Below are 15,222 nucleotides of genomic sequence, written 5' to 3' on the forward strand. Positions count from 1 at the left end.
ACGAAATCGGTTCAAGGGATTAGCGTAGCGCGATCCGCGGCAGTCAGAAATCGGCCGACGATTGCCGGTACTTCGCCAGTTCGTTGCGCAGCATTTCCAATGCCCGCTTGTGCAACTGCGAAATCCGGCCTTTGGTCAGCCCCAGTTCGGCCGCGATGTCCTGAAAAGGGACGTCCTGCATATAGTGGGCCCGCACGATATGACGCTCTCGCTCGGGCAAGGCCGTGACCAGCGCCAGCACGCGGTCGCGCAACTGCTTGAGTTCGACCTGTTCGTAGGCGCCCAGGCCGTTGGCCGCCTGGCCCGCCTGCCACTCGATCAGGCCGGAGCCTTCCAGCAGCACGCCCAGCGCTACGCCCACCCCCACGGCAGCCAGCCGGCGGAACAAAGCTTCGGTCGATTCCATGCCGTCGTCCTCGCCGTCATCTTCGGCCCACGACGCCATGCGGTCTTCGTTGGCGGTCAGGCGGCGCTGGATCGACAGCTGCTGCTGGCGCTCGGTCAGCTTTTCCAGGCCATTCAGGATGGAGCCGGCCATGCGGGTCGTGGCATACGTCTTGAACGACGCTCCCAGCCCGGGCTGGTAACGGTCCACGCATTCCATCAGGCCCAGCGACGCATATTGCAGATAGTCGTCGAACTCGAAGTCCTGCCCGCCCCGCCGCGAATACATGCGGGCCGCGATCGCGCGGGCATAGGGCAGATACCGGGTCACCAGCCGGTCGCGCAGCGTCTGAGTGGGCGCCTCGCGGTAGGCGAGCCACAGCCGGTCCTCTTCGGGTAGAAGCGGCCAGTCCGATTCGTAGGAGCTTTTGCTCATAGCCAGGGCGCTCAATGGAATGACCCGATCGTTGAACGCAAGACCAGCCCCCAGCCGTCGATCAGCACGAACAGCAGGATCTTGATCGGCAGGGAAACTGTGACCGGCGGCATCATCATCATGCCCAGCCCCATCAGGACGCTGGAGACGATCAGGTCGATCAATAGGAACGGCAGGAAAATCACAAAGCCAATCTGGAACGCCACACGCAGTTCAGACAGCATGAAAGCGGGAATCAGCTGCACATTGCTGACCTCTTCCAGCATGTTCGGCTTGGGCGCGCCCGACAGTTCCAGCATCAACGCCAGGTCTTCCTCGCGGGTCTGCTTGACCATGAAGACACGCAGTGGCTGGGCGCCGCGAGCATAGGCATCTTCGATCGACAATGTGCCCTGCATGAACGGCTGCAGCGCGTGCTGGTTCACGTCCTGCGCCACGGGCGCCATCACGAAAAGCGTCAGGAACAGCGACAGACCCAGTAGTGCAGCGTTGGGCGGAGTCTCCTGCATGCCAAAGGCGTGGCGCAACATCGACAGCACGATGATGATGCGCAGAAACCCCGTCATGCACACCAGCATGGCGGGCAAGAGGCTCAACACCGTCAGGCCGATAGCCACTCGCAGCGCCATGGCGGTTTCGGGTGCGGCGCCGGCGGGCACGAGGGATCCTGCGGAAGGGGCCTGACCGGCGGCCAGGGCGCTTGCCGCATAGGCGAACGGAAGCAGCACCGCCATGACGGCGGCGAGATGGCGCGTCTTCATGGTTCGCTCCGCGCGTCTGCACCGGACACGGGTTCACGGGCCACTTCGCGGGCGCCCGCATCGCTGACGGACAACAGCAGCCGTTGACCGCCAAACTCGATGACCTCCAGAGTCACCTTAGGACTCAAACGCGTGCCGCCCAGGCGCCGCAATGCCGGACCCGAAATCCGGCGGCCCGCCGGCGTCCCGGTACGTGCGCGCCACCACAGCACGAGGCCGCACGCGGCCAGCGCCAACACGATCGCCAGCGCCCACGACCAGGACTGCAACCCCGTCGTTGGAGCAGTTTCTCGCGCCCACTCCAAGGGCGTACCGGCGCTCATGCGAGCGAACGCAGATCCAGGGGTAGCTCAATGACGCGGATGCCGAAGTGGTCGCCAACCGCGACCAGTTCGCCTCGCGCCACCACACTGCCTTCCAGCAGCAGGTCCACCGGCTGATCGACCCGTCTATTCAACGCAAAGACTTGCGCGCTCCTGGCGTTGATCAGGTCTCCCACCGTCAGTTCCACTTCGCCAACCCGCACGGACAACGTTGCCTTGACGCTGTGGATGGGGTTGAGATTGCGGATTGCCAACGCCTGTTGCTCAGCCTGGGCGTCCACGCCTTCCGGGAACTCGATGGGTTGAGCCATTGCGCCGGCAATGTCTCCGTGTTGCGTAGTCAAAATTCGTACTCCTGCAGAGTTTTTCTAATATTGCGAACGTCGCCTAGGGCGCCGCCCGTCCAAACCTGATGGCCTTTTGCGGGCCGATTCTGGCCAGATGCGCGTCAGCGACCGGCGACGCGTCACCGGCCAGCAGCGCCACCGGTTCATCCAGCTTGTGGTCCAGGGCGATCACATCGCCCGTCGTCAACGAACACAGACTGCCGATGTCCAGGCGCACCGAACGCAAGGCGACGGACAGGGTGACCGGACGCAGGCCAATTACCTGCGGTAACGACACCAGCGGCACCTCCAGCGCATCAGGCAGACGCGCCGTGACATTGCGCGCCACCCCAGCGCTGCACACCAGTACGAGCGGCGCACCCGCCACCGACAACGACAGCGCCAGCCCCCCGCGCAACAACCCCGTCGGCAAGACGCACGCTGCGTCGTCATTGACCGCGGTCCAGTCGAAACGCGTGCAAAGCGACGCGGCCAAGGCGCGCACGGCCTGACGCGCCACGGCCTGTGAGACAGGTCCGCCGTGGCGGGTCACCGCGTCCGGCTCCCGCCGGTCGTCGCACAGGGCACCGCCCAGTCCCTGCGCCGCGGCATCCGGGTGGGTCAACCAAACGCCATCCCAGTCGCCGCTACCCGTCAGGCACAACCAGCCCGCTACGGCCGCCTCGGCTGGCGCTACGGCGCCACCGGCGACCGCCACGATGGATTCGTCGGTACCCCACTGCCCAGCCCAGTCGCGCAACGCCAGTCGCACCCTGTCTGCAGCCCGCTCGCGTTCCGCCTGCGTCCACCAAGCTATCGTCCAGGTCGTCATCAGCGTCTGCCTTTCAGGTCGAATAGCGACTGGATCAGGTCGTTAGCGGTGGAAATCGTCTGCGACGCCGCCTGGTAGCCGCGCTGCATCACGACGAGGTCGCTGAATTCCTGCGACAGGTCGACGTTGGACCCTTCGATCCGGCCGGTCTGCAGGCGCCCGAAGCCCGCCTCGCGGGGGTTGCCCAGCGTGCGACCCCGCTCGTCCAACAGGACGAACTGGCTGGCGCCGAGCGGCGACAGCACGTCGTCCGAGGCAAAGCGGGCCAGTGCAATGCGTGCCCCCTGGACCGACCGGCCGTTGGAATATGCCACCGACAGCACGCCGGCAGCATCAAAGGTCACACCAGTGGCGGTCCCGGCGGCGTAGCCGTCCTGGCCCGACACGGTGAGCGTAGAGGTGGTGCCCGACGCGAACGAGGTCACGCCCTCGCTGAAGTCCAGCGTGATCGACTGCGTCGCCAGCGACGGCAGCGCGTAGGTCACGCCGATTTTGGCGGAGGCAGGATCCAACCGGCCGTCCTTGAACACCAGCGTGCCTTCGCCGATCTTGTTCGGCCCGTCTTCCACGGTGACCTTCCAGGCACCCGGCTGGGTTGCCCCCACGTTGGCGAAGGACACCTTGAGCAAATGTTCCGTGCCGCTGCGGTCGTAGATCTTGACCGCCGCCAACTGGTGGTCGGTGCCCGTCGAGGACAGGTATCCGGTAAAGCGGATGGACGAGGTGGAATTGGCGGGCGACGTGGTCAGACCTGCCAGCGAGATTTGCCCGAGCGGCCCTTCGCCTTTTCGATTGGTGCCCAGCACGACTGCCCCGTCGCTTTTGTTGCGCAGGATACCGTCATCGCCGAAGTCGAACTGGCCGGCTCGCGTGTAACGTACCTCGCCGTCCGGCGCGCGCAGCATGAAATAGCCGGCGCCGTCCAACGCCATATCGAGGCCGGCGCCCGTCTGGCGGGCCTCGCCCGGCGAGAAATCGATGCGGCTGGCATAGGCATTGACGCCGCCGCCGCTGCCTTCCCCGCCCAACCCTTGCCGATCATGCTTGTACGGCACGCTGGCATTGAACTGCTCTTCGAACAGCAGTTGGGATTTCTTGAAACCCGGCGTGTTCATGTTGGCGACGTTGTTGCTTATGGTGCGCAGCCCCTTGGAAAATCCGTTCATTCCTGCCAGGCTGAGCCAGATGCTGTCGAGCATATCCGTCCCCTTCAGCGGATGGCCGACACCGAGCCCAAGCTCAGGTCATTGACGATGGACCCGCTGGAGGTCCGCACGCTGAGCATGGGGCTGCCGGACGCGAGACTCAGCGCCGTCACCACGCCTGTGATGCTGCCCGTAGCGGACTGCACATCCACTGTCTTGCCGATCAGCCCCACAGATTGCAGGGAGGATTGCAGGCCCACCAACTGGTCGAGCTTGGCGTAGGTCTGGCGGCTTTGCTCCAGGGAAGAGAACTGCGCGATCTGACCGATGAAATCCTGATTCTCCATCGGCTTCAGCGGGTTCTGGTTGGTCAGCTGCGCCAGCAGCACCTTGAGCAGGTCCTGCATGCCCAGTTGGGTCGAGGCGGATGCTGCCGCGGTCGAATCGATTGCCATGATGCTTACTCCGACGGTTTGGGTGAGGACAATTGCGAACCGTCCACCACCGGACGGCCGTTGAGATATAGCGATGCCACGTCTTGCCGCCCGGACAACAGGCTCGACGCAATGGCAGCAGCCAAATGACTGGCCTCGCGGCTGTTCAGCGAGGCATCCCGAATCCAGACGGATACGCCCTGCTCGCCGCATTCGGCATGAATGGACTGTTTGCGGGTGCGAGCACTGCGCAAGACTTCCCCTTGGCCCGCCATGGCAGCAGGCAACGCGGCGACACCTCGCGGATTGGTCGACGCGGCGGCAAGCGGCGGCATGCAGGCCAGCGGTATCGGCAACACCGCCTGTGCCGCAGCGCCTGCGCCCGACGTCAGGCGCGCGGCTGCTATCGGCGCCCCGTGCGCACCCGGGGCGCTGAGCGGTGCGGGCGCCTCGTCTAGCGGACCGGTGAATGGCGTACCTGTCTGCTCCGCGCGGCCCGCTGCTGGTCGGGCGGGCGTCGCAGACTCGCCCGGTCCGGGCGGGACCCGCTCCTGCCTCGCCCCCAAGGACCGGTCGCGCAGCCACGATTGAGCCTGCGCCTGTTCCACAGCCTGACGCCAATCGCCCGAACCACCGCCTGAGCGCGTGCTGCCAGCCGAGGTGGTGCCGCTCGGCATCAATGCGTCAAAGGTGCTCATGGTTGCCTCCCCACAGCGGCCAGGCGTCATCGGCCAGTCGTTGATCGCTGCGCGCGGACTCCAACTGGAAATCGCGTGCAGCGTCTTGCTTGTGGCGGTCCAAGGTGTCGCTGCGCCGATGCGCGCGCAGCACCTGGTCGCGGCATGCCTGGACGGCCTCGATCAAGGCCGTCTCGTGGCCGCAGGCGGCATCCAAGCGCGCCTGCATCAGGCTCAGGGCCGCGCGCACGACCTCGTGGCGCGCCGGGTCGAAGCCGCCTGCCGTGGTCGATACCCAATCCGCGTGATGCTGCCTCAACGCCTGGCGCAGCCCTTGCAGTACGTCCTGATGGGCATCCAGCCGCTGCTGCGCCTGGGCCATGGCCAAACGCGCCTGTTCCAGCCGATGCGTGTACAAGGATTCCAACGCGGCGAGCGAATACTTGAAGCGGGTCTGCGCCGTCATGACGCCTCCCCCCGCCCGTCGGCAATGATCGCCGCGAGCGCCTCGAACGCACCGCGGCGGGTATCCGGCGCGTCGGTCTCCTGGCGTAGCCAGCCCTCCAACGCGGGAGCCAGTGCCAGTGCCGCATCCAGCGCCGGATTGGTGCCCGCTTGATAGGCGCCGATGTCCACCATCTGGCGGTTGCGCTCAAGCAGCGCCAGTCTGGCAGACGCCTCTGCGATCAATGTCCGTTCGGACTTACTGGCCAGTTCGCCAGCCAGACGGCTGACGCTGCGCAGCACGTCGATGGCCGGATAATGCCCACGGTGGGCCAAGTCACGGGTGAGCACGATATGACCGTCCAAAGTTGCCCGCAAACTATCCGCGATCGGTTCGTTGAAATCATCGCCCTCCACCAACACCGTGAAGATGGCGCTGATCGAACCACCGTTTTCCAAACGGCCGCAGCGTTCGCACAGCTCGGGAATATCGGCGAACACCGAGGGTGTGTAACCGCGGGCAGTCGGCGGCTCGCCTGCTGCCAGCCCGATCTCGCGCCGCGCCATGGCGTAGCGCGTCACCGAATCCATGGTCAGGAATACGCTCTGCCCCTGGTCGCGGAAATATTCTGCCACCGCCATCGCGGCGTAGGTGGCGCGGGCGCGCATCAATGCGGGTTCGTCCGATGTCGCCACCACCACCACCGAGCGCGCCAGCGCGTCGGGTCCCAGTTGCCGCTCGATGAAGTCGCGCACTTCGCGGCCGCGCTCGCCGATCAGGGCAATCACGTTGACGTCCGCTTGCACGCCGCGCGCCAGCATGCCCAGCAGCGTGCTCTTGCCGACGCCGCTGCCAGCGAAGATACCAATGCGCTGCCCCTGACCCAGCGGCAACATGGCATCGATGACCCGCACCCCCGTTTCCAACGGAGCATCGATCGGTTTGCGGTGCAGCGGATTGACAGGCGCCGCTTTCAGCGGTGCCAACACCTCGGCTGCCACCGGCGCACCGCCATCCAGCGGCTCGCAGAATGCGTTCACCACCCGGCCCAGCAGCGCCTGGCCCACCGGCACGCCGGCCAGGCTGCCCGCGACCGTCACCCGGCAGCCCGCGGCCACGCCATCCAGGCGGCCGTAGGGCATGAGCACGACACCGTCCGGCCGGACGCCGACCACCTCGGCCAGGATGTCGGCGCCGCCGCCCTGGGGCGTTATCCGGCACAGTTCGCCCAGGCTTGCGTCCGGTCCGGCGCAGGTCACGACCAGGCCAGTGACATGCCGCACCGCCCCGTCGCGCGCATACAGCGCCGCGGTATTGATCGCCTTCAGATAGGGCGCCAGGGCCGGCATACTCATGCTTGCTCTCCTCGCGCGCGATAGACCTGCGATAGGGCGTCAGCCAGCGCGGCGACCTGTTTATGCAGACGCGCGTCCAGATTGCCGGTCGCCGTCTGCAATACACAACCACCCTGCACCGCGGGGTCGGCCACCCACTGCACATCGGCAGCCTGCGGCGCCAGGGAGGCCGGATCGACGCCGGCTTCCTTCAGGAGTTCAATGTCGGCCGGAGCCATGCGCACCCGCCACTGGCCGGGGTCGCGCAGTTGTGCCGCGGCCTGTCTCACGACCGCCGCAACCCGCGTTGCATCGGGCGCCTCGCCCAGCATGCGGGCCAGAACGGCCAGGGCCAGTTCCAACGCGGCGTCCTCGGTGGCCCGGCCATCTCGTGCCAGCGCCTGCACCAGCGCATCCACCACTTCCTGGAAGCGCGCCTGTTGCGCCGTCAGTTGTTCGGCCACCTGGGTCTGCGCCTGGCGCAGACCCTCTTCCCTACCAGCTCGCAGGCCTTCCTCACGGGCGATCTTGCGCACCTGATCCGACTCTGTCTGCATCATCCGCTGTGCCAGAACCAGGCTACGTTGCTCGATTTCTGCCTCGGTCAGGGCGGGGTCCACGGGCGCCATCGAAGGCGGCGCTGCGGCTGGCGCAGGTGAGACGACGGCATCCGGCGCCGGTCGCAAGGCAGGGGGATGGGCGGGAGTCAGCGTACGCGGCGCCAACGCCGGACGCTGTCCCAGCAGGCGGGAAGACGGCGCCACCGGCATCTGGCGCAGAATGGCAGCGGTTTTCATGCGGGTCTCCCCTCGCGCCGCAGGAACTGCCAGCGTGCCGGACGTGGCCGGCCGGCCACCGACTGACGCGCGCCAAGACGCAGCTCCAGCTCATCCACGATGGCCTGCTCAAGCGCCACGGCGGGCGCCAGTTGCGCCGCCAATGCTTCAATCCGCTTGGCTCGCGCCAGACCGCACAGGTCCAGCAGTTCGGCCTTCCAGGGCCACTCGTGGCGCCGAATCACACGGCAGACCAAGGCATCCGACTCACCGCGTAGCAACATCCAGACATCCTGCGCGCTAGCGCGCAATAGCCGCGCACCGGTCGGATGCTGTGCAGGATCGCGCGCCAGAAGCTCGCGTTCGCGCACCAACTGGCGCACCAGCTCGGGATCGGCGGGTATGCCGGTGCCGCGCAGCTCGTCCACCAGCGCCGTCAGTTGGCGACGCGGGCCATCCGGCAGGCGCGACAGCAACCAGGCCCGATCGCGACTGGCGACGGCATGCAAGGCCAGGGCGCAAAGACGCAGGCCGTCCATTACGGCTTCTCCGCGTCGGCGGGCGTCTTGCCGGGTTCGAGCCAGCCACGTAGTTGATGCAGCAGCACTTCGCGCTGTTCGGCCGACAACCTGGGCACCGGAGCCCGGCGGCGACCCAGCAGCAGCAATAGGATCAATCCCACCCCGCCTACCGCCAATAGCAGCGCGATCGCCAGGCGCGGCGTCCATTCGAATTCCGTGCGCAATCGCTGCGGCTCGATCGCCTTGGCCACCGTCATGCCCGCGTCTTGCACCACCACGCCGCTGCGCGCAGCCATCTGCTCGGTGCTGTAGACAATGACCGTATCGCCGCGCTCGACCTGAGCGCCCGCGGCGTTGCCCACCAGCGTCTTCAGGCGTTCCAGCGCCACGCCGTCCATGGGCCCGCGCACCACGGCGGTAACGCCCATCTTCATGATGACGCCAGGCGTCGATACGATCTCTTCGACCTTGCGGCCTGCCTGGTAGTCGGTTTCGTTGTCCGTGCCAGAGCCGGCTTTGCGGCCATTGTTGACGCCGGTGCCCGGCTCGCCGTCGCGGTTCGAACGCCGTTCTCGCACCACCACACCGGTGGGTTGTCCCTTGCCGGCGGGGGAGTATGGCAACACGTCTTCGGTCGTGATTCGAATGCGGTCCATGTTCAACAGCACGTCCACCGTCGCCACCACCGTGCCGCTGCCAAAGGTCTGGTCCAGCATGCCGGTGACCTTGCGGGTCAGGTATTCCTCGGTCGAACGCTTGAGCGCCAGACGCGTGTCGGCTGACGCCGCGCCATCCGGTTCGCCCGCGCCTGCCGTCAAGGCCACACCGTTCTGGTTGACGATCGTGACGTTGCGAGATTCGATATCCGGGATCGACGCCGATACCAACCGCTGGATGCCCAGCACCTGCTCGGGCGACAGGCTGCGGCCGTCGCGCAGCGCCACCGCGATGGACGCCGTTGGTACACCCGCGCCCCGATGGAACAGCCCCTGCTCCGGCATCGCGATCAGCACCCGCGCCGATTCCACATTCGTCAGCGAAAGGATCGTGCGCGTGATTTCACCTTGCAGCGCGCGCTGGTAGTTGATGCGCTGAGCAAATTCCGTCATGCCGAAGTCGGCATTGTTGAATAGCTCGAACCCCACCGCGCCATGCAGCGGCAGATCCTGGCCCAACAGGCGGATGCGGGTTTTGTGCACCACCTCCTGCGGCACCAGGATGGCGGTGCCATCCGCTTCCAGCCGATAAGGAATCTTCTGCTTATCCAGCTCGCTCAGCATCACCGAGGCGTCCTGCGGCTTCATGCCTGAGAACAGTACCTGGTAATTGGCGCGAGTCAGCATCCACCCCGCAATCGCCACCGTCGCCACGATGACCACGGCCCCTGCGATCAAGGTGTAGCGGTTACGCCGATCCAGGCGCGTCCAAAACTCCGATAAAGACATTTCAGGTCAACCCCGGTTCAAATCTGCATACGCATGACTTCTTGATATGCGTCCAACAGACGGTTGCGCACTTGCAGGAACAACTGGAAGCTGGCCTTGGCCTCTTCCATATGGATCATGACTTGGTGCAGGTTCTGTACATCGCCGACGGCCAGCCGCTGGGCGTCGGTCTCCGTTTGCAGCAGTGTGCGGTTCACGCCCGTCAGGCCTGAATGCACCAAGGCATCGAACTGCGCCGCCGCAGGGACTGCTGCGGTTGACGCCTGGGCCTGAACCTGAACGGCGGCGGACTGCAACGCATCGATCGCGGCAATGGTCATTGACGGCCTCCGATCTCCAGAGCCTTCATCGCCATGGATTTAGCCGCATTGAAGGCCGCCACGTCGGCCTCGTAGGCGCGGCTGGCCACCATCAGCGTCATCATCTCGGTCAGCGTGTCCACGCCCGGATAGGAGACATAGCCGTCCTTGTCCGCCTGTGGATGCCCGGGCTCGTAGACCCGTCGAGCCGGCGCCCGATACGGCGCCACGCTCAGGCTTTGACCCACCGACAAGCCCTGTTCGACCATTGCACCGAAATTGCGGGCGGCGGGCGTCGCTCGTGCCGACGACATCACTCGCAGCGGCTGGAAGCCCGCGCCCTTGGCTGTCAGTGGCGTATTGGCGTTGGCCAGGTTCAGCGCGGCAACGTCCGCGCGCAGCTTCTCGGCGCTCATGCCGGCGGCGCTGATGGCGAATGCGCTCTGGTAGTCCATGCTCAACGCCTCCCGTCATTCAGGGCCGACTCGACCAGCGCGTACTGCCCATTGAGCGACTTGACCAGCGCCTGGTAGTGCAAGGCATTGCGGGCCAGGCCCGCGACTTCCTGGTCGATGGCCACGCCATTGGCGCCGTAGGGCACATTCGACGTCGGGCTTTCGAGCACCAGGCGCGGCGCGGGCAAGTCCTGCAAGGCGATGCGTCCGTTGCGGTCCAGCGCGGCGGCCGCCGATGGCATCAGTTCCTCGAACTGCACCCGCATCGGCGTATAGCCTGCGGTATTGACGTTGGCGATATTGGCCGCGCCGGCCTGTTGGCGCAGGCTGGCGGCATCCAGGGCAGCGCCCAGGGCGGCTAGCGTAACGGGATCAATCATGGCGTGATGGGCTCATTGGGTTTACTGGATGATGAGATCGGCATGCAGTGCGCCGGCCGTCTTGATGGCACGCAGGATGGAAATGATGTCGCGCGTGCTGGTGCGAATCTTGGTCAGCGCCTGGACCAAATCGGCCACCGTGCTGCCTTCGGACATGACGAAGGCGCTGGCCTCGCCGTCGCGTACGTCAATACTGGAGTTGGACACGACTTCGGTGCGAATACCGGCGCCATCGCCCTGGCGCACGAAGATAGGTTGCGACACCTGGTTGTCGGTCACGATGGAAATGCGCAGATCGCCGTGCGAAATCGCTACCTTGGACAGCCGCACGTTGCCGCCGGACACCACCGTGCCAGTACGCTCATCCAGGATCACCTTGGCGCGCTGGTCGGGCGTGATCGACAGCGCTTCGATGCGCGACACGAATGTCACCAGATCGTCGCGTTCGAATTCCGGCACTCGGATATCCACACCCGCGGCGTCGCGCGCCTTGGCCAGCGGCCGGCCCAGCGCCCGGTTGATCTCGGCCGCAACGCGGCCGGCCGTGGTGTAGTCGGGGTTGGCCAACAGGAAGGTCATCGTGCCCTCCTCCGTCAGCATCTGTGCGTTCACGCCCACTTCCACCGTCGCCCCACCGGGAATGGAGCCCGCGGTCGGGTGGTTCTTCTGCACCACGTTGCCGTTCATGTCGTAGCGGTAGCCGCCCACCGACAGCGAGCCCTGCGCCAGCGCGTATATCTTGCCGTTAGGCGCCTTCAGCGCCGTCACCAGCAGGTTGCCGCCCACCAGGCTCCGAGCGTCGCCGGCCGACGTCACCACCACATCGATGGCGTCTCCCGGACGCGCGAAAGGCGGCAGCATGGCACTGACCATCACCACTGCCACGTTGCGGCTTTGCACCTGATCCGGCGCCACGGTCAGGTCGAACTGCGAATACACGTTCGCCATCGCTTGACGCGTGGTTTTATTGGACGGCGAGTCACCCGTGCCAGCCAGGCCGGCCACGATGCCGTAGCCCACGAGCGAGTTCTCGCGCCAGCCCTTGAGCTTGCCAAGGTCCTTGATGCGCACAACCTCGCTATCGGCCGCCCGCACCGCCAAGGCGGATTGCGACGTCACCAGAGCCCCCACCATCACCAGTACTGCGATCCTCGCGCGCATCAGAAGCCCAACCAATTGAGAAAACGGTTCCACCAGGCAGGGCGCTGTCGCCCTGCCAATTCGCCTTCGCCCATGTATATGATTTCGGCTTCCGCCAGGCGGGTGGACAGCACCACGTTGCCCGGCGAAATGTCCTGCGGCCGCACCCTGCCCTTGACGTGAATTTTTTGTTGCTCGTCGTTCACGGTCAGCAACTGATCGCCCTTGACATACAGATCGCCGTTGGGCGCGATGTCCACCACGTTCACGGACATCTGCGCCAACAACCGACCCGATCGCTGGGTCTTGCCGCCCCCCTCGAAATCGCTGTCCACCTCCAGTCCACCGGCCGTCGTCGGCCGGCGCGAGAGACGGAATTCCGCATCGATGCTGGATTTGCGGCCCGTCGAGGTGTCGGCCGAACTGGTCGCCGACGACGTTTCGACCACCTGGATGGTCAGCACGTCGCCAATCCGGGCGGCCTTGCGGTCCGTGCCCAGGGAGCGGTACAGCGCCGGGTCATACAGGCTTTCGGCCTGTGCGGCTACCGCCGCCAACGCCAGCACCAGGCCCATTGCCCGTGCGGCAGCCGCGCGTGCCAAGACAGCATTCAACTTCATTGCACTACCTCCACCAGCCCGCCGCGTATCACGCGCGCCTGTATCGTGTCCGTGGCATTGGCTGGCAGCACCCGTAACGTGCGGTTGGCCCAACCGTCCTGCATGGCTTGCGCCGTGGTCTCGATGGTGACCGTGCCCGCGCGTACACGCAGCGCCACCTGGTCACCGCGTTCCACATCCGGCAGCGCGTCCAGCTGCGAACGCAGCAGCACGGCCCCCGAGGCCACGGCCAGGCGTGTGCGCACCGCGCCCAGCGGTTCATCCGCTGGCCAATACGCGCCGGCCAGGGCCGCCACGTCACGTTGTTCGACGGTCACGTCCGCCATCGACACCGATGCGCCCGCCGGCAACGAGGCATTCACCCGCAGCACCGGCGCCATGGCCCGTACCTTCAGCGCCACCGGCACGGCCCGATACAACTGGCCTTTCTGCCACAGCTCGACCCATACCACCAGGCGCGATGCCAGGGTGTCGCTTGCTGCCACTGGACGCGCCCGGAGTTCGAAGGCGCCTGCCGAGACGACGTCCGGCAAAGGATTGCCCGCCGCTTCCACCGAGAATTCTTTGAAGCGCGCCTGCAATGCCTGGCGCGCCGCGTCCTGAGCCACCTTCAGGACGGCGTCGGTATCCAGCGCGGCCGTCTTGCGCGCCACCCGCACCGAGGCGTTGCCGCGCCACTGCACCTGCCCCAGATCTTGCCCAGCGGTATCGATCCAGCGCTGCAATTCCTCGCGGCCGATCTCACGCGTTGCGCCGGCGGGCGGCACAGCGCCGATGGCCAGGCCCGCCAACGCAGGCAGCTGCTCAGCGGGCGCCTCGATGCGTGCTACATCGCCCAGCGTCAGCACCGCCGTCGGCACCCGCACCTGTGCGCGCAGGAACAGCACCGCATCGCCCTCTTGCGGCACCGCCCCGGCCACGCATGGCCACAGCATCAACAGGAAGAACAGCTTGCGCACGTTTCGCCTAGCGTCGCAGGTTATTGACAAGGCCGAGCATGTCGTCCGACGCCTGCACGACCTTGGCGTTGGCCTCATAGGCGCGTTGCGCCACCATCAGATTGACGATTTCCTCATTGAGCTGCACATTGGAAGATTCCAAAAAACCTTGCGCGTACAGCCCCAGACCGTCCTCGCCCGGGCGTCCCAACACGGGCTCGCCCGATCGTTCCGTCGCTTGGTACAACCCCTCGCCCAGTGAATTCAGGTCTTCCGGTGCGTTAAAACGCACCAGTTCCAGCTTGCCCAGTTCGTCGGCATCCCGACCGCCATTGCGCCAGGCCGTGACACGCCCGTCGGGCGCGATGGCCAGCTTTTCGGTATCGGCCGGCACTGAAATCGACGCCTTCAACGGTAGGCCCGCAAGCGTCGACAACATGCCGTCTTGATCGATCTTCAAGGTGCCGCCACGGGTATAGGCCACGCCGCCGTCGGGCATGCTGACTTCCAGCAGCCCGTCACCATGAATGGCCAGATCCAGGGGCTTGCCGGTCTGCTTGATCTCGCCGGTGGTGAACGACTTGGCATTGCGCGCAATCGCCACGCCCAGCCCCATGTTGGAAGCGGGGTCCGCGCCCAGCACGCCGGCAGGCTGCCCGCCGCTGGCGGCCCGCGTCATCAGATCTTCGAACACAACATACGATTTCTTGTAGCCAGTGGTATTCATATTGGCCAGGTTCTGGGCCACGACATCCACGCCGGTCTGCTGCGCATGCATGCCGGTGGCGCCGATATACAGGGAATCGATCATTCGGGTTTTCCTTAGAATTCGCCCAGTTTCTGGACGGCACGACCGGTCATTTCGTCGATGAACTGGGCGCTCTTTTGCAGACTTTCAAAGTGGCGCATCACGTCGATCATGCCGACCATCTCGCGCGCCGGATCCACGTTCGATCCTTCCTGATAGCCTTGCAGCACCGACGACTCGCCTTCCCGCGCCAGTTGGGCGCGGCCTTGCGCTGCCGCGTAGACGCCGCCGCCCAGTCGCGTCAGGCCTTGCGGATCCGTGAATGACGCCAGGCTCAGCTTGTCGACAAAGCGGCCCTGGTCGTAGACGTTGCCCATCGGATCAATCCGCGGTGCGGTCGACGTCAGGCGAATCTCGCCGCCCTGCCCCATGACCAGATCGCCGCTCGCCGTCGCCAGGCGACCCTGGCTATCCACATGCAATGACCCCTGCCGCCCATATAGCGTCTTGCCGTCACGGGACAGTTCAAGAAAGACGGCCTCGCCCGTGAGCGACAGGTCCAGCGGGCGGCCGGTGTAACGCACCGCGCCGGGCCGCATGTCGGAATACGTGGCCGATGGCGACGGCGCGTCAGCGCCCTGAGTGCGCCGTTCCAGCACGTCCATCTGCGTCTCGAATGCCACGCCGTTCACGAGTTCGCGTTTGTAGGCAGGCGTGCGCACATTGGCCAGATTCACGGCGATCGCCGTCAGGCGGTCCTGATCCACGCTCATGCCCTGCCCGATCAGATTCATTATTTCCAT

Annotated in this window: 20 protein-coding genes; all 20 read right to left on the minus strand. The window is 65.8% G+C overall.

Annotated elements, in window-relative coordinates; translation table 11 throughout:
* Positions 1-43: 43 nt before the first annotated feature.
* A complete protein-coding gene (locus A9974_RS14205; protein WP_183004819.1) occupies positions 44-820 on the minus strand; it encodes a sigma-70 family RNA polymerase sigma factor in 777 nt (258 codons plus the stop codon).
* Positions 821-831: 11 nt separating this feature from the next.
* Positions 832-1,581 (minus strand): flagellar type III secretion system pore protein FliP, encoded by a 750-nt coding sequence (fliP, locus tag A9974_RS14210; RefSeq protein WP_183004820.1) that lies wholly within the window; start codon positions 1,579-1,581, stop codon positions 832-834.
* Positions 1,582-1,900: 319 nt separating this feature from the next.
* The gene (locus A9974_RS14220) at positions 1,901-2,215 is read right to left on the minus strand and encodes a FliM/FliN family flagellar motor switch protein (protein ID WP_183004822.1); all 315 of its coding nucleotides are present in this window, start codon (positions 2,213-2,215) and stop codon (positions 1,901-1,903) included.
* A 76-nt stretch (positions 2,216-2,291) separates the two neighbouring features.
* Complete coding sequence (locus tag A9974_RS14225) at positions 2,292-3,002, minus strand: FliM/FliN family flagellar motor C-terminal domain-containing protein (RefSeq protein ID WP_183004823.1); 711 nt, start codon at positions 3,000-3,002, stop codon at positions 2,292-2,294.
* A 59-nt stretch (positions 3,003-3,061) separates the two neighbouring features.
* The gene (locus A9974_RS14230) at positions 3,062-4,261 is read right to left on the minus strand and encodes a flagellar hook protein FlgE (RefSeq protein WP_183004824.1); all 1,200 of its coding nucleotides are present in this window, start codon (positions 4,259-4,261) and stop codon (positions 3,062-3,064) included.
* A gap of 11 nt (positions 4,262-4,272) precedes the next feature.
* Positions 4,273-4,662, minus strand: coding sequence for a flagellar hook assembly protein FlgD (locus A9974_RS14235; RefSeq protein ID WP_183004825.1), 390 nt, complete (start codon positions 4,660-4,662; stop codon positions 4,273-4,275).
* A gap of 5 nt (positions 4,663-4,667) precedes the next feature.
* Complete coding sequence (locus A9974_RS14240; protein WP_183004826.1) at positions 4,668-5,339, minus strand: hypothetical protein; 672 nt, start codon at positions 5,337-5,339, stop codon at positions 4,668-4,670.
* On the minus strand, positions 5,326-5,784 hold the full coding sequence (locus A9974_RS14245) for a flagellar export protein FliJ (protein WP_183004827.1): 459 nt from the start codon (positions 5,782-5,784) through the stop codon (positions 5,326-5,328). Before A9974_RS14245 ends, A9974_RS14240 begins: the two co-directional genes overlap by 14 nt.
* Entirely contained in the window at positions 5,781-7,118 is a 1,338-nt protein-coding gene (locus tag A9974_RS14250; RefSeq protein ID WP_255468170.1) for a FliI/YscN family ATPase, read from the minus strand. Before A9974_RS14250 ends, A9974_RS14245 begins: the two co-directional genes overlap by 4 nt.
* Positions 7,115-7,894: a FliH/SctL family protein gene (locus A9974_RS14255; RefSeq protein ID WP_183004828.1), complete on the minus strand. Its 780-nt coding sequence runs from the start codon at positions 7,892-7,894 to the stop codon at positions 7,115-7,117. Before A9974_RS14255 ends, A9974_RS14250 begins: the two co-directional genes overlap by 4 nt.
* Complete coding sequence (locus tag A9974_RS14260; protein WP_183004829.1) at positions 7,891-8,412, minus strand: hypothetical protein; 522 nt, start codon at positions 8,410-8,412, stop codon at positions 7,891-7,893. The genes A9974_RS14255 and A9974_RS14260 overlap by 4 nt, the downstream gene beginning before the upstream one ends.
* A complete protein-coding gene (gene fliF, locus A9974_RS14265; protein ID WP_183004830.1) occupies positions 8,412-9,839 on the minus strand; it encodes a flagellar basal-body MS-ring/collar protein FliF in 1,428 nt (475 codons plus the stop codon). The genes A9974_RS14260 and fliF overlap by 1 nt, the downstream gene beginning before the upstream one ends.
* A 17-nt stretch (positions 9,840-9,856) precedes the next feature.
* Positions 9,857-10,159, minus strand: a complete 303-nt coding sequence (gene fliE / locus A9974_RS14270; RefSeq protein ID WP_183004831.1) for a flagellar hook-basal body complex protein FliE — start codon at positions 10,157-10,159, stop codon at positions 9,857-9,859.
* Positions 10,156-10,593: a flagellar basal body rod protein FlgC gene (gene flgC / locus A9974_RS14275; RefSeq protein ID WP_183004832.1), complete on the minus strand. Its 438-nt coding sequence runs from the start codon at positions 10,591-10,593 to the stop codon at positions 10,156-10,158. The genes fliE and flgC overlap by 4 nt, the downstream gene beginning before the upstream one ends.
* Before the next feature lie 2 nt (positions 10,594-10,595).
* Positions 10,596-10,973, minus strand: coding sequence for a flagellar basal body rod protein FlgB (flgB, locus tag A9974_RS14280; protein WP_183004833.1), 378 nt, complete (start codon positions 10,971-10,973; stop codon positions 10,596-10,598).
* A gap of 21 nt (positions 10,974-10,994) precedes the next feature.
* Positions 10,995-12,134, minus strand: a complete 1,140-nt coding sequence (locus A9974_RS14285; RefSeq protein ID WP_183004834.1) for a flagellar basal body P-ring protein FlgI — start codon at positions 12,132-12,134, stop codon at positions 10,995-10,997.
* Positions 12,134-12,733 carry a flagellar basal body L-ring protein FlgH gene (locus tag A9974_RS14290; RefSeq protein WP_183004835.1) on the minus strand — a complete coding sequence of 200 codons (600 nt, stop codon included), beginning with the start codon at positions 12,731-12,733 and terminating at the stop codon, positions 12,134-12,136. The genes A9974_RS14285 and A9974_RS14290 overlap by 1 nt, the downstream gene beginning before the upstream one ends.
* Entirely contained in the window at positions 12,730-13,692 is a 963-nt protein-coding gene (gene flgA / locus A9974_RS14295) for a flagellar basal body P-ring formation chaperone FlgA (RefSeq protein ID WP_183004836.1), read from the minus strand. Before flgA ends, A9974_RS14290 begins: the two co-directional genes overlap by 4 nt.
* 7 nt (positions 13,693-13,699) lie before the next feature.
* Positions 13,700-14,482 carry a flagellar basal-body rod protein FlgG gene (gene flgG / locus A9974_RS14300; protein WP_183004837.1) on the minus strand — a complete coding sequence of 261 codons (783 nt, stop codon included), beginning with the start codon at positions 14,480-14,482 and terminating at the stop codon, positions 13,700-13,702.
* 11 nt (positions 14,483-14,493) lie between these two features.
* A complete protein-coding gene (locus A9974_RS14305) occupies positions 14,494-15,222 on the minus strand; it encodes a flagellar hook-basal body protein (protein WP_183004838.1) in 729 nt (242 codons plus the stop codon).

Source organism: Achromobacter sp. UMC71, from assembly GCF_014170305.1.
GTDB lineage: Bacteria > Pseudomonadota > Gammaproteobacteria > Burkholderiales > Burkholderiaceae_B > Achromobacter.